This window comes from Streptomyces sp. NPDC041784 (genome assembly GCF_055591025.1).
In genome coordinates this window covers 33,676-46,754 of the sequence record NZ_JBVJAB010000013.1, presented here as the reverse complement: position 1 = coordinate 46,754, position 13,079 = coordinate 33,676, and the positions used below count along the sequence as shown (strand labels likewise).

At 69.5% G+C, this 13,079-nt stretch carries 10 protein-coding genes and 3 pseudogenes; 3 read left to right on the top strand and 10 right to left on the bottom strand.

The genetic code is table 11. The annotated features are described in order from the left end of the window. Positions 1 to 66: 66 nt before the first annotated feature. On the bottom strand, positions 67 to 807 hold the full coding sequence (locus tag ACZ6D7_RS26725) for a class I SAM-dependent DNA methyltransferase (protein WP_469495641.1): 741 nt from the start codon (positions 805 to 807) through the stop codon (positions 67 to 69). Between the two features lie 325 nt (positions 808 to 1,132). Then, the gene (locus ACZ6D7_RS26720) at positions 1,133 to 1,399 is read right to left on the bottom strand and encodes a hypothetical protein (protein WP_469495638.1); all 267 of its coding nucleotides are present in this window, start codon (positions 1,397 to 1,399) and stop codon (positions 1,133 to 1,135) included. 159 nt (positions 1,400 to 1,558) lie between these two features. Here ACZ6D7_RS26720 and ACZ6D7_RS26715 point away from each other — a divergent pair. Beyond that, positions 1,559 to 1,695 (top strand): annotated as a pseudogene (locus ACZ6D7_RS26715) (IS5/IS1182 family transposase); the annotation flags it as partial. A 344-nt stretch (positions 1,696 to 2,039) separates the two neighbouring features. Here ACZ6D7_RS26715 and ACZ6D7_RS26710 read toward each other — a convergent pair. After that, positions 2,040 to 2,507 (bottom strand): annotated as a pseudogene (locus ACZ6D7_RS26710) (P-loop nucleotide/nucleoside kinase family protein); the annotation flags it as partial. A 93-nt stretch (positions 2,508 to 2,600) separates the two neighbouring features. Then, positions 2,601 to 3,023: a hypothetical protein gene (locus tag ACZ6D7_RS26705; RefSeq protein WP_469495635.1), complete on the bottom strand. Its 423-nt coding sequence runs from the start codon at positions 3,021 to 3,023 to the stop codon at positions 2,601 to 2,603. A 1,526-nt stretch (positions 3,024 to 4,549) separates the two neighbouring features. Between ACZ6D7_RS26705 and ACZ6D7_RS26700 the strand changes: the two genes are divergently transcribed. Then, positions 4,550 to 5,335, top strand: coding sequence for a DUF5995 family protein (locus tag ACZ6D7_RS26700; protein ID WP_469495632.1), 786 nt, complete (start codon positions 4,550 to 4,552; stop codon positions 5,333 to 5,335). A 50-nt stretch (positions 5,336 to 5,385) separates the two neighbouring features. Here the strand turns inward: ACZ6D7_RS26700 and ACZ6D7_RS26695 are convergent, their stop codons facing one another. The 6 genes from ACZ6D7_RS26695 to ACZ6D7_RS26670 all read right to left on the bottom strand — a co-directional run bounded on the left by ACZ6D7_RS26695 (position 5,386) and on the right by ACZ6D7_RS26670 (position 11,514). Further along, entirely contained in the window at positions 5,386 to 5,712 is a 327-nt protein-coding gene (locus ACZ6D7_RS26695) for a hypothetical protein (protein ID WP_469495629.1), read from the bottom strand. Positions 5,713 to 5,789: 77 nt separating this feature from the next. Then, positions 5,790 to 6,548 carry a class I SAM-dependent methyltransferase gene (locus tag ACZ6D7_RS26690; RefSeq protein WP_469495626.1) on the bottom strand — a complete coding sequence of 253 codons (759 nt, stop codon included), beginning with the start codon at positions 6,546 to 6,548 and terminating at the stop codon, positions 5,790 to 5,792. Positions 6,549 to 6,596: 48 nt separating this feature from the next. Then, positions 6,597 to 7,832: an aminotransferase class V-fold PLP-dependent enzyme gene (locus ACZ6D7_RS26685; RefSeq protein WP_469495623.1), complete on the bottom strand. Its 1,236-nt coding sequence runs from the start codon at positions 7,830 to 7,832 to the stop codon at positions 6,597 to 6,599. A gap of 1 nt (position 7,833) precedes the next feature. Further along, entirely contained in the window at positions 7,834 to 9,243 is a 1,410-nt protein-coding gene (locus tag ACZ6D7_RS26680; RefSeq protein ID WP_469495621.1) for a pyridoxal-phosphate dependent enzyme, read from the bottom strand. Next, the gene (locus ACZ6D7_RS26675; RefSeq protein ID WP_469495618.1) at positions 9,240 to 10,721 is read right to left on the bottom strand and encodes a type III PLP-dependent enzyme domain-containing protein; all 1,482 of its coding nucleotides are present in this window, start codon (positions 10,719 to 10,721) and stop codon (positions 9,240 to 9,242) included. Before ACZ6D7_RS26675 ends, ACZ6D7_RS26680 begins: the two co-directional genes overlap by 4 nt. Positions 10,722 to 10,962: 241 nt before the next feature. Then, the gene (locus tag ACZ6D7_RS26670; protein WP_469495616.1) at positions 10,963 to 11,514 is read right to left on the bottom strand and encodes a GNAT family N-acetyltransferase; all 552 of its coding nucleotides are present in this window, start codon (positions 11,512 to 11,514) and stop codon (positions 10,963 to 10,965) included. 386 nt (positions 11,515 to 11,900) lie between these two features. Here ACZ6D7_RS26670 and ACZ6D7_RS26665 point away from each other — a divergent pair. Next, positions 11,901 to 13,033, top strand: a pseudogene (locus tag ACZ6D7_RS26665) (IS110 family RNA-guided transposase); the annotation flags it as partial. Positions 13,034 to 13,079: the final 46 nt, after the last annotated feature.

Sequence of the window (13,079 nt, the reverse complement as noted above, 5' to 3'; positions counted from 1 at the left end):
GCGGCTGGACTCCCGATAGGAGTTTCAAGACAGGCACGGCTTACGTCGACGGCCCGGTGGCCGACCTCACATTGGCTTGCGCCACACGGAGATGTGCTTCGCGGAGTCCTGCGTGAACGGCGCCCCGTCCCAGTCCGCGACGCGACGTTCCAGCTTGAGCCCGGCGATCTTTGCCATCAGGTCGAGCTCTGCCGGCCAGGCGTACCGGTGCCGGGAGTTGCTGCGGCGGTAGCGGCCGTCGTCGCCGTCGCGGGTGAAGTGGTGCGAGACGAGAATTTGCTCGACCAGGTCGAAGGTGTCGAAGCCGAGATGCTGCTCAGAGACATCGAACGGCACCGCGATCTGGCCGGGTGGCAGGAACCGTAGCGGCGGCACGCCCAGCTCGATGACGAATCGGCCGCCGGGCCCCAGATGACGTGCGGCGTTACGGAAGCACTCGACCTGCTCGTCCTGCGTGAGCAGGTTCGTGATGGTGTTGTAGACGAGATAGACCAGGGTGAACTCGCCGGGGACGACGGTGGTGGCCATGTCTCCGATGGCTACCGGGAGCGTGTCCTCGTCGATCTTGCGCCGCAGGACCGCTGCCATGTGCTCGGACAGTTCGATGCCCACTACCGGCACGCCGCGTTCTCGGAGCGGGACGCCCACTCGTCCGGTTCCGATGGCGAACTCCAGTGCCCGGCCGTCTCCGGCGAGCTCGGCAAGGAAGGTGAGAGTCGGTCCGAGAACGGCGGCCGAGGACGTCTCGGTCTCCTCGGCGTCGTAGCGTTCGGCGGTCGCACGGGTCCACAGCTCACTGCTCGTCACGGGCGGCTACTTTGCCGGGTAGTGAGGGGCGCTGTCGACGCATTTGTCTTCCGCCGGCTTTCATCACACGGTTCGGGTCAGGCCGGTACAGGCCTTTCAGGGCACCGTCCGGCTCTGGGGCGCAAGGCCACGGCAGTGGTGTGGTCGTTCTCCTCGGCGCAGCGTTCACCTTCCACAGCCCGTTGTCTTCAGCGATCTGAATCGGGAGGCCGGGCTACTGGGACCGGGGTCATGCTGGGTTCGTCCTGCCATCGGGCAGGTAAGGGCGCGGGCTTCCCGGCATTGCGCGATGGTGCTCCTCAGCTGCTGTCGCTGCCGACACCGACTACGGGGTGGTGAACAACCACCACTGGGGGGTGCCGTTCTGCGCGCAGTAGAACGACTGCCACTGCCCGGCCTGCTGCCCCTGATTGCCGGCTATCCAGCAGACTTCGTAGCTGGCGTACGGGCCGTACACCGCCGTAGGGCGTGCTTGCGTGGGCACAGCGGCCACCTGTCGGTCCGCCGCCGTGGCTTGAGAGACGCCCGTCGCCATGAATCCGGCGACGGTGGCCGCGACAACAGCGGCGAAACGAAGCATGCCCTTGTGCATGGAAAGGGTCCTTACCTGAGAGGAGTGTGTGGACTCGGCCAGCTAGGATCACCACTCCTACCGGCCCTGCAGCCCCCTGACCAGGCGATAAGGCAGCCCATCACCCGTGTGAGCTACGCAGAATCGATGCGGCTGTGCAGCCGTCGTCGACCTGCTCGCCGACCGCGCGTCGGCGCCGGCCCCTGGGTGACGACTCCTCTCAGACGTCCGCCGGGCCGTCACTCACACCCACCCAGCGAACCGTCAACCGCGCGCTCTCGGCGGCGCGGGCACCGGTGGCACGGGGTGTGGCCCGTCACGGCGGCCGTCGCGCAGGTCCGCCCGCAGTTCGTCCCTCGCGTCCCGGCGCTCCCGGTCCCACGCCGGGCGCCGGTCCCGAGCTCCCTGCGGTGCGCTGCGCGTTCCCGCGCCCACGTCCCGCCCCGAGGGTCCTGTTCGGGGTCGCAGGCCGCCTGGCCGGAGGCGTTCACCAGGGCGGCGATGCGGCGCCGTCCGGTGTGCCGGGCCGCCCATACCTCCGCCGGGTGCTCGGGATCTGCCGCGTGCGGCCTGCAGCCGACGGGAGTATCCGGCCGCTCTCAGGTCTCCTACTCGCGCAGCGCGGCCTGTGGGCCCCTCTTTTGTCACCAGGACTTCGTGCTTGGGCAAGTACCTGATCGGCCAGTTCCCGCGGGGGCAGCACGCCGTCCAGGAACACCGTGTCGTCGGTCAGGTCTCGACCGCAGCCGTGCACGGTTCGATCCTGTCCCTGCACCAGCGCCGGACCCGCTCCTCCCGCTCGGGATCGTCCGGGGCATGGATCCGGCGGTCGATCCGCTTCTCCAGTACGTCGTCCCGGGAGACCTTGAGGAAGAAGTGGTGGACATCGATGCCGCGTCCTTCAGCGTGCTGAAGATCTCGTCGACATAGCCGGGGTGGACCAAGGTCATGGGGACCAGGACCGGGCGTCGGTACTCCTCGACCAGTCCCACAGCCAGGTCGGCGACCTGCCGCCGCCACAGCCGACCATCTTCGGGTCATAGACCAGGGCCTTGGGCCAGCGCGGACGCAACGTGTCGACCAGCGTGCTCTTCCCGCTGCCGAACGCTCCGTTCACCCAGACGATCAACGCGATCCTTGCCGCCGTCCTGCCTACCAGCCGGGCCCAGCATGCCGGATCAGCATGCGACGCGGCCGGGGTGGGGCTACATTCCATTGCGACCTACGCCGCGTCCGCCTCCGTTGCCGTGGGCCGCGCCCCGCCCGGCTTCCCCGGGCCGCACCGGCGGGCCCGTATGAAGCGCACCAGGCGCGTGATGCCGTAGCCGAGCAGCCAGGGCAGCAACGTGATGCCTCCGACGTACACGGCCAGGTAGCCGAGGAAATCGTCCAAGTGCTCCGGCGGCTCCACGGCACCGTCCACCCGCACCGGCCGCTCCCACCGGCTCAGCGGGAAGATCATGAAGATCGCCGAGGTCACCACCGGTATCAGCGGGACCAGCACCGACCACAGCCGAGGCCTCAGGCCGGGCGCGGAGGCGCACCACGCCCCCAGCGAGACCATGGCGAACGGCCCGAACAGCACCCACAGCACCGCCGGGTACAGCAGTAGCACCCACCACTCGTCCGAGTATCCGAACATCATCGGCGTCGCCCCCCCCGGGTATCGCCCGCCCCTCAGGGCATTCTCTCCGTCACATACCAGCGTGAACCTACCGCCGACGGGTCCCGGACAGCACCCGCGATTCGCGCCTCCGTGCGGCCGCGTACCCGGAACCCGGCCAGGCGACCATCAGCACCCGGACACTGACGTGATCCTCAGCTTCCCCCGTCCCGGCGTCCGGCTCGGCGCCGGCTCAACCACGCCGGCCACCTGGGGGCTGTCGACGCGTCCAGCGAGGGGAACTGTCTGACGAACAATCCACGTTCCCCTCCCTTCTCGCGCAGGCAGCTCGACGCCTGGCTCCGTGGGACGTCTGCTTCCGATCCCCGGATGCGCATGCCAACAGCTCCCAGGCGGCAGCAGGGGAACCGCAAGGCGTCCGGAGAAGCGTCGCCGTGACGACCACGCGAGCAGAACGGCTGGTGACGACGGGGTCGCCGGACGGTGGGGCCCCAAGGAGGGGATGGATCGATTCCAGAAAGACCAGGCCGTCGTAGGAGCCCCGATCGTGCGACATGTGTGCGCATTCGGGTCACGGACATCACCACCCTCTGCCGCTCGCCCGCAGACGGGGATTCCCTCGTGGGACGTCAGATCCAGGGCCGGCGCCGTACAGAGAAAGGGGAACCCTCATGATCTCAGTCGCACCCATGACGTCTGCCTCACCCTCCAGGGTCCCGCCCAACAGGTCGTCAACGAGACGGACAAGTCGGTCCAGGTGTACTTCACCGCGTCCTGCACCAACCTCGTGGCGGTCCTGGCCCCCGGCCGGGCGGTGTCCTGCATCGGCGGCCCCCGGTCGGTGCGGGTCCCTCCCTGATCCGTCGGCACAGCCCCCGACCACCGCAGGGGAGGGCCGGATCGCCCGGCCTCCCCTCCCACACCACCGGACACAAGGGGCACCCCATCCGGCGGTTCACCAGGCAGAATCCAGCCGTGGCCAGCAAAACGGTCACCGTGGTGACCGTGACCCGGAAGGCGGCCGAACCAGGCGAGCACCGGGCCGTACTGCATCGTTCACAAGCGGGTGGTCTCCACCGTGACCAACGGGCCACCTGATATCAGACTGCCGAACCCGCACGGTGCGGAAACAAGCCCTGATCCAAGGGGCAGCGCGACGCAGCCCGCAGGCTCCTGCGGCCGCGCGACGTCGGGCAGGCAGGCGCCGCAGGTGCCCCGCAGCACTTCGGGCACGCCGCCGTCGCCTCACCGGTCGGCGTCGTCGCAGCCCCCCCGTGGCCGAGACAACACGTCGCTTCCTCGACGGAATCGGCCAGATCGCCCGCGATCCAGCTGCCTGCATGCCTTCGGGCCGGGCAGGGACCGCGCCGTTTCCCGGTGCGTGCCGCGGCCGTGGCCGTGGCGGGGAGATGAGCGCGGCCGTCTCGGTTCGTGCAAGGCGGGGACTCTGCCACGGTGTGCGGTGGTAGGACGGGGCTGTACCCGGCACTGCGGACAGCAGGGCACGAGTGCGGGCCGAACGAGGGGACTGGGAGAGGGAGTTGGGCATGGCGGCTGAGAACATCGACGATGTCGTGGACGGGCTTGCCGGGATCGTGCGGGAGGCCGGCCGCGCCGGTGACCGGATCGGGTACTTCGCGGCGCTGTACCGACAGGTGACGGTTGAGGTCCGCACGGCCATTCACGATGGGCTGTTCGACGACGGCGCCCGAATGGACCGATTCGACACGCTCTTCGGCAACCGCTACTTCGACGCGCACGACGCCTGGCGCCATGACCGGAGCGGGCCGCGTTGTTGGCGCGAGGCGTTCGGCCTGCTCGACGACACCGACACCATCATCGTCCAGCACCTGATACTCGGCGTGAACGCGCACATCAACCTCGACCTGGCCATCGCCGCCGCGCGGACCAGCCCAGGTCAGGCCATCCACGCGATGCGGCGCGACTTTCTGCTGATCAACGACATCCTTGCGCGGGTGGCGCTGGCGGTGCAGGACTCGGTCGGCGCCCTGTCGCCCCTCATGTCACTGCTGGATCAGGTCGGAGCCCGCACCGATGAGCAGATACTCGACTTCAGTGTCCGTCAGTCCCGCGAGGAGGCGTGGTACAACGCCGTCCTGCTCGCCGGCCAGAACGAAGAAGAGCGTGAGGCCACCATCGAGCGGCTCGACATCCGGGCCGCCGTGCTCGCACGGTTGACAGCGCGACCGGGCGTCCTCGTCCGGCCGGCCCTGCAGCTGATCCGGAGCACCGAGAGCGATGACGTGCCGGCCGTCATCGCTCATCTGGACGACGCCATGGAGCGACCCTCCGCCCGGGAGAGGACGGGGTGAGGACCGGCGGACCGACCGTCCGGCACCTCGCTGGAGCCGATGCCGACGCGTCAGGCACCCGGGTCGTACGGCCGGACGGCCGGCGCGATCGCGCACCGCGCGGCGGGGTCCAGGTGGTCGCCCTCGTCGCGAACGGTGGGCCCAGATCGATACCCAGCGCGTCGTCGCCTCGTACTGCCTGGCGAAGGTGTGCTCAGTCCCTTCAGCACGATCATCAGGGCCTCGAAGTCGGTGTTCGTGCTGCTGGCGTGTCTGGTACCCGTCGTGTCCTCGACGAGGAGCAGATCACCGGGGCGGGCGATCACCGTCTCCTCCGGCTCCCAGGACTCGAATCGGGCGGCCCCGTCATGACCCGCGTACAGCCGTCGCAGCGTCATATCCACCACAGTAGGCGCGTAGGTGCCCCGGGCTCAGCCGCCATGACGCCACCGCCGCAGTCTCCATCACCGGGGGTTCACCGGACGGCGGCCAGGACGTGGCTGGGGCCCACCTGCCAGACGGCTCCGACGTGCTCGAATCCCGCCTCGTAGAGGAGGGTGACATGGCCGGACAGGGTCAGGTCGTTGCCCTCGCATCGAGGTCGCCCGCCCTTGCCGCTCAGGGCGAGGAGGGGGGCCAGCTCAGGGTCGGTGGCCGCGCTCGACCACCAGGATTCCCAGTCCTCGGACGACGGGGGTACGGCGTGTCGCTCGGCCCGGCGGCGTCCGATGTCGGTCGCGAGCTCGGAGACCTTCGTCGAGTCCGGGCTGATGTGGTCGCCGTTGATCAGGATGCCGCCGGGGCGCAGCAGCCCGGCAAGCTCCCGGTAGACCCGCCGCAGGGTATCCGCGCCGAGGTAGTGAAGGGCCGTGGTCGAGACCACCGCGTCCACGGGGCGTTCCAACGCGAGCGTCTCGAGCCAGCCCGGCTCGCCGATCAGCGTCCTGACGTACCGCAAGGCACTGCCGTAGTGGGCGCTGCCCAGCTCCAGCAGCAGCGGATCCGCGTCGACGGCGAGGACCTCGGCGGTGGGCAGGCGGGTGGTGAGCCGCGCCGCCAGGCAGCCGGGTCCGCTTCCCAGGTCCAGTACCAGGGGAGTGGGGCGGTCGCGGGTCACATGCTCGACCAGGTCAGCGATGACCTCGAATCGTTCCTCGCGGTCGACCGCGTACAACTGCTGCTGGCGTTCCCAGCGTTCCACCCATCGTGCCGCCGTCGCCGTACTCACGCTCATGCCGGTCGCACTGCCTCCGCCTCCGGAACCCGACTCTGTTAATGGAAATCATTGCAGAGTGGCGAGGGTGGTGAGCAACCCTTTCATCTCTTCAGGTGTGTTGTGTACGTGCAGGCTCACGCGTACCGAGCCGTCCTCCGCGCTCCGGCCTGCCTGGCAGTGGCCGTCGGTGCGCACCATGAAGCCGTGGCTGAAGAGGATGAAGCCGAGGTCCTGGGAGCCGATCTCGCGGTGTCGGAAGGTGACGAGGCTGCGGCGTCGCTGTACGTCGGACCCGGCCGCGAGGCTCTGCCGGCAGCCGAGGACCTCGTAGGCGTCCATCCGGTCCAGCCCGTCGGTCAGCAGGGACGTCAGCGCCACGGTCCAGCGTTCGATCCGGCCGCTACCGGCGGTGTCCAGCCAGTCGAGTGCCGCCGCCAGCCCGGCGATGCCGACCGTGTTGGGAGTGCCGCTCCACCCGCCGGGACGGAAGTCCGGTCCACGCCGGCCGCGGGACCAGATCGCGCCGGAACCGGGCAGGGCCATCGCCTTGTGACCGGAGAACACCACGAAGTCGACGTCGAGTTCGGCCACGGAGACCGGCAGATGGCCGATGCTCTGCGCGGCGTCCAGGCAGATCGGCACCTCCGGCCCTACCACCTGCCGTATGCGGTGCACGTTCATGTCGACGCCGTAGACGTGATGGACGTGGGTGACGGCCACGAAACGGGTGCGGGGGCCGATGATCGCGGCGAGGGCCTGTGGGTCGTAGTCGCCGGAGCTCGCCTGGTAGGGCAGCTGCCGGACCTGGATGCGCACGCCCTGGCGGGCCAGCAGCTCCTGGGCCTCCAGCCATGGCGACAGGTTCGCCTGATGGTCGGCGAACGGGACGACGATCTCGTCCCCGTCGGTGAGGAGACCGGGCAGCCAGTCCCGCGCGACGGTCCGCAGCCCTTGCGTGGTCCCGCTGGTGAAGTGGACAGACGACCGCTCCGGGTCCGGGTCGCCCAGGAACTCCTTGATTCGCTCGCGGGTGTTCTCCACCAGCGCCGTCGTGGTGTTGGCCCAGGGGTAGGAGCCCCGGCCCGCGTTGGCGTTGGACGTGGTCAGATACGTCTGTACGGCGTCCAGGACGGGCTGCGGCTTCTGGGTGGTGGCCGCGCTGTCCAGGTAGGCCAGGTCCGGGTGCTGGACGATGATCGGGAACTGGGCGCGCAACGGTCGCTGCCACGCGGCCAGTTCCACCAGGTCCGCCAGATCCGCCTGCTCCGCCGGTTCCGCCTGCTCCGCGGCGGGATCGGCCATGTCAGTCACGCACCAGCGGCGCGCCGGCGTCCCGCCAGGCGATGATGCCGCCGGCCAGGCTGCGCACGTCGGGGTGGCCCATGCGGGTGAGCAGGGCCGCGTACCGGGCGGACTTCTCGCCGACCGGGCACGCGAGCAGTACGGGCTGCCGTTTACTGAAGGGCAGCCCGCCGCGTACGAGTTCGTCGAAGAGCTCGTCGACGATGTTCATCGAGCCGTCGATGTGGAGTGCCGCGTACGCGAAAGGCCCACGCAGGTCGACCACGAGCGGGCGCTGCTCGGCGATCCACTTCTGGGCGTCGTCGACATCGATGACCGTCGCCGTGCGGATCTCGGTGTCGGTCAGTGTGGTGGGCGAGTTCTTCATGGGAGGGCGGCCCAGCAGGTCCGGGCGGCGCTGCCGGACGTAGCCGAGGTAACTCTCCACCCGGTCGCAGACGATGAAGACCGCGGTCCTGCGGTCCGTTGCCCTGCGGTCCGTCGTCCTGCGGTCCGTTGTCCTGCGGTCCGTCGTCCTGCGGTCCGTCGTCTTGCGGTCCGTTGTCCTGCGTTCCGTCAATTCGGCGTCCACCGAACGGAGATGGCGGACAGCGCCGTAGTAGGCCGCTCCGCCGGTGGGTCCGGCGAGCAGGCCGCAGCGGCGGAGCAGGGTCAGCATGCCGTCGATGGCATCGTCGGCACTCACCGCCTCCAGCGTGTCGTACGTCGCCGGGTCGAAGATGCCGACTTCCTGGACTTCGTCGAGGGTGCGGATGCCGGGGATGAAGTCCGCCTTCTGCCCGACCAGTCCGACGACGCGCACCGCCGGGTCGTGCGCGCGCAGGGCGCGGGCCACGCCGGTGGACGATCCGGCCGTGCCCACGCAGGCGATGAACCAGTCGGGGGACCGGCCGTCCAGGTCCGCGATGATCTCTGGGCCGGTTCCGGTGGCGTGCGCCTCGGTGTTGAGGGCGTTGAAGTACTGGTCGGTGTGCAGGTGGGCGCTGCCGGGCCGGTTCAGCTGCTGGTGGAAGAGCGTCAGCGGATCGTCGGTGTCGGTCGGGTCGAGGCACTCGGTCTGTCCGGGCAACTCCTCGATCTCGGCGCCGAGCAGCAGGAGCAGTTCCTTGACCTCGGGGATGCGCATCCGGTTGGTGACGCTCTTGAACGGCAGTCCGTGCAGGCCGGCGATGAGGGCCAGGGCCTTGGCGGTGTTCCCGCTGGACAGCTCCACGATCGTCTCGCCGCGCTCCTTGGCCCCGGCGATGTCCTGCCGGGTCATGCTCCACGCGGCCCGGTCCTTCAGCGAGCCGAAGGGGTTGAGCATCTCCAGCTTGGCGTAGAGGTCGATGTGGCGCAGGCCGTGCACGGCCGGGTCGATACGGACCAGCGGTGTGTCGCCGATGGCGTCGGTGATGCTGTCGTACCTCATCCCTGCGGATCCCCCGTATGTGTGAGCGGCCAGGAGTGCTCGTCCAGACACCAGCGCCAGCGCCCGGCCTCCTGGCGGACGGCGACCTTCCGGGCGACGGGCTGCTGCTGAGCGTGCGTGGCACCGAAGTCCATGCAGTAGCCGGCCGTGTTGACGAAGGCGAGAAGATCGCCGGGCCGCGGCAGCCGGGGCAGGAACACGGTCCGGCGCGTGATCAGATCAGCCTCCAGGCACAGGTTGCCCATGAGATGCACACCCACCGGCCCCGTCGCGTCGGGCGGGGCCGCCTCGTGGGGCACGACCACGGGGTCCACGAGGACTCCGTGGTCCTCCAGACCGACGTCACCCGCGTTCATCGCCAGGCGCACCATCCACTCTCCAATGTCCGTCAGCCGTACCTCCAGGACCTTGCCGAGCGTGAGCCCGCACTGGTCGGCAAGGGCCCGGCCGGGCTCGACGTAGAGGTCGTACAGGCTTTCCAGGAGCAGGATGCCCAGAGGGCGCCCCAGGCTCGGGGCTGGGAGTGAGAGCAGTGCGTCGAGATACGCGGCACCGGCGACGGGCCGATGCGCCGGGTACAGGCTCAGAGCGCCCCTCAGCGTGCCGTTCTCGACCCGGAGGCCGTAGCCGTGCCCGTCCCGGGTCAGGGGCGGGCGGCTGCCCATGACGGCGTGGGTGAGCTCGGTCGTGTAGCGCTCCCACTGGGCCGCGTGGGCCAGGTAGTTGACGCCGAAGCCGCCTCCGACGTCGATCGCTCGCGGCCGGAATCCACGGATCCGCAGCTCCTCCATGGCCTGAAAGCACCCTTCGAGTGCGACCGCCTTCTCGTCCAGGCTCGTGGTGTCGACGTGGTAGCCGACACCGATCGGCTCCAGCGCCTCCCGGTGGCGGTCGAGGACGTCGAGCAGGTGGTGCAGGGACTTCACGGAGGTGCCGAAGCGGCTCCTGCGCGAGAGTCGTCTGGCTCCGGACGTCTCGAATCCCGACAGGCGTAACAGGACGCGCAGGCGCGGAAGTCCGTACGAGCGGACGAATTCCGCCGCCTGCTCCAGTTCCGCTGGGCCGTCGACGTTGAGGCTCGCTCCGCTGCGCGCGGCGAGCCAGAGGAACTCCGGGTCCTTGGGGCCGGTCGCCATGATCCGGTCTCCCGCGAATCCGGACCCGAGGGCGTGCTGCAGTTCACGCAGCGAGGCGGCGTCGAGTGCCGCGTCCGTCGTGGTGAGGCGTCGTACGAGGGCACTGGAGCGGTTCGCCTTGTGGGCGAAGTAGATCTGCCCGGCGAGCTGGTGGCGGTCGAGGACCGAGCGGAAGCGCCGTACGTTCTCGGCGATCTGGTCCGGCAGGACGATGTTGAGAGGGGATCCGAGCGCGTCCACGAGGGTGTGCAGAAGCGGTGCCGACTCCAGGAGAGCCGCTGTGCGCGGTTCCAGCCTCGGTTCCAGATACAACGGGTCGTCGTACAACGAGTCGTCGCTCATACCAGCGGTTCCTCCCCGCCGAGGAAAACGTACCGGTGTCGGCAAACGGTCATAACGACCGTAACCCCCGCCGGGCCTTCTGGGACCGGCCCGGTGGGGGAGGGACCGTTTCCCGACCGTTTCCCGACGTCGGACGGCTGGAACGGGACGGTCGGAGAGGTCAGAGGACTCGGAGGGCTCAGAGCGTTCAGGGGGTTCAGAGCGTTCAGAGCGTTCAGAGCGTTCAGAGGGTTCAGAGGGGTCAGAGGGTGAGGCTCATCAGGATCGCGTCCCGGTCGTCGCCCGGGGCGATCCGCAACGCACCGGGCCATCGGCCGACCTCCACCCAGCCCACCTTGCGGTAGAACTCCTCCAGCCCGACACCGCCTCGCGCGGACAGCGACAGCCGCTCCAGACCCATTTCGTCCCGCGCGATGTCACGGACCCGATGCATCAGCGCGGCACCGATTCCCCGGCCGCGGAAGCGCAGATGTGTCTGGACGTGGTTGACCGTGCCGCAGTGCGCGCCGAGCGGATGCGGCTCCCGGCGGAGGATCAGCCAGCCGGCGAGCGAGCCGCCGGCGGTGGCGACGAGCAGTCTGCCGTGCCGGGGGTGCAGGCCGTGGACGAGCCCGTCGACCACGGGACCTACGTCGCGTGCGCTCACCGGCAGCGACGGGAACTCGGTGGCGAGGACCGCGCCGCCGGCATTGGCCACCGCCTCCCAACAGGCGACGATTTCCTGTCTGAGTCCCGGGGTGACGTCCCCGGGACGGGTCAACTGCAGGAATTCCGAGGCTGTGTGCAGCGTCATGTCCGTCAGCCTCGCAGAAACGCACGCGCAGACGCATTCACGCAGACGCATTCGCAGAAACGCGATGAGGGTGCCGCGGCGGGCGCCGTTGCCGGTGGCGGCCGGCGCTGATGGCGGTCGGGTTGGCGAGGCCGGCCGCGCAGGAGCAGCCGACCAGCAGCATGGTCATCGCCTGGCGGGCGTCGTCGGTGACCGCGCAGGTCAGTGCGGCCAGGGCGACGGAGACGGGGACGAACCGCCGGGTGAAAGCGGGTGGCGACGGTCTGGATCGGCACCCGTCGGGGGTGAGCGGGCCGGAGACGTCCGCGCCGGCACAGAGCGCGCTGCGCACACTGGCCGCGATCTACACGGTTGCCGAACCTTTCGACCGGGTGACCGGCCTCGCCCGCCTGGCAAGCACCAGGGCCGAGGACATCGGTGGGCTCCATGACGTGACCGGAGCGATCGGGATAGCCGACGGCGGCCCGGTCACCTGGGCCGTCGACCTGAATGCCGGCGGGGCCTCCTTGTGGATCGCGCTGCTGGTCAGCCACGGCCAGAAGCTGTTCTACATCCCCGGCCGGACCGTGCACCACGCCTCAGCGGCCTACCGGGGCAGCGGGAAGACGGACGCTAAGGACGCGTTCATCATCGCCGACACCGCCCGCATGCGCCGCGACCTGCAGCCTCTGCAGGAGCTCGGTGAGATCGCAGTAGACCTGCGGATTCTGACCGCGCGCCGGATCGACCTCGCGGCCGACCGCACTCGCGCGATCAACCGCCTCCGCGCGCAGCTGCTGGAGTACTTCCCCGCCCTGGAGCGTGCCTTCGATCTGAGCACCTCCAAGAGCGCACTGATTCTGCTGGCCGGCTACCAAACCCCGGCAGCCCTGCGAAGGATCGGCCGGTCGCGGCTCACGACCTGGTTGAAGAACCACGGCGTGCGCACCAGCACTGCTGCCAGGAGCACGGCCGAGGCCGCGGTGACCGCCGGAGAAGCCCAGTTCACCGCCGTTCCCGGGGAAGGACCTGCGCGCGGATGGTCCACACGCTGGCCGCGGCGGTGACGGCCCTCGACGAGGAAATCTCGGAGCTCGAAGCCCAGATCGAGGCCCGGTTCCGGGAGCATCCCGACGCAGAGGTGATCACCAGCATGCCCGGCATCGGCATGACGCTGGGAGCCGAGTTCATCGCCGCTACCGGTGGAGACATGTCTGTGTTCGGTAGCGCCGACCGGCTCGCCGGTGTGGCCGGCCTGGCCCCGGTCCCCCGTGACTCGGGCATGGTCAGCGGTAACCTCCGCAGGCCCCGGCGCTACAGCAGGCGACTGCTGCGAATGTTCTATCTCTCTGCCCAGGTCGCCACCGTGTACTGCCCTGAATCGAAGCGGTACTACCAGCGCAAACGCGCGGAGGGAAAGTCCCACAAGCAAGCCGTCCTGGCCCTCGCCCGGCGCCGCCTGAACGTGCTCTGGGCCCTCCTGCGTGACCACAAGCTCTTCGAGACCGCTGCGGCGCGCGCAGGCGCGACAGCGATATGACCCGACCACAGTGGGTCACTACCGCCGCTTGACAACATCATTGGGA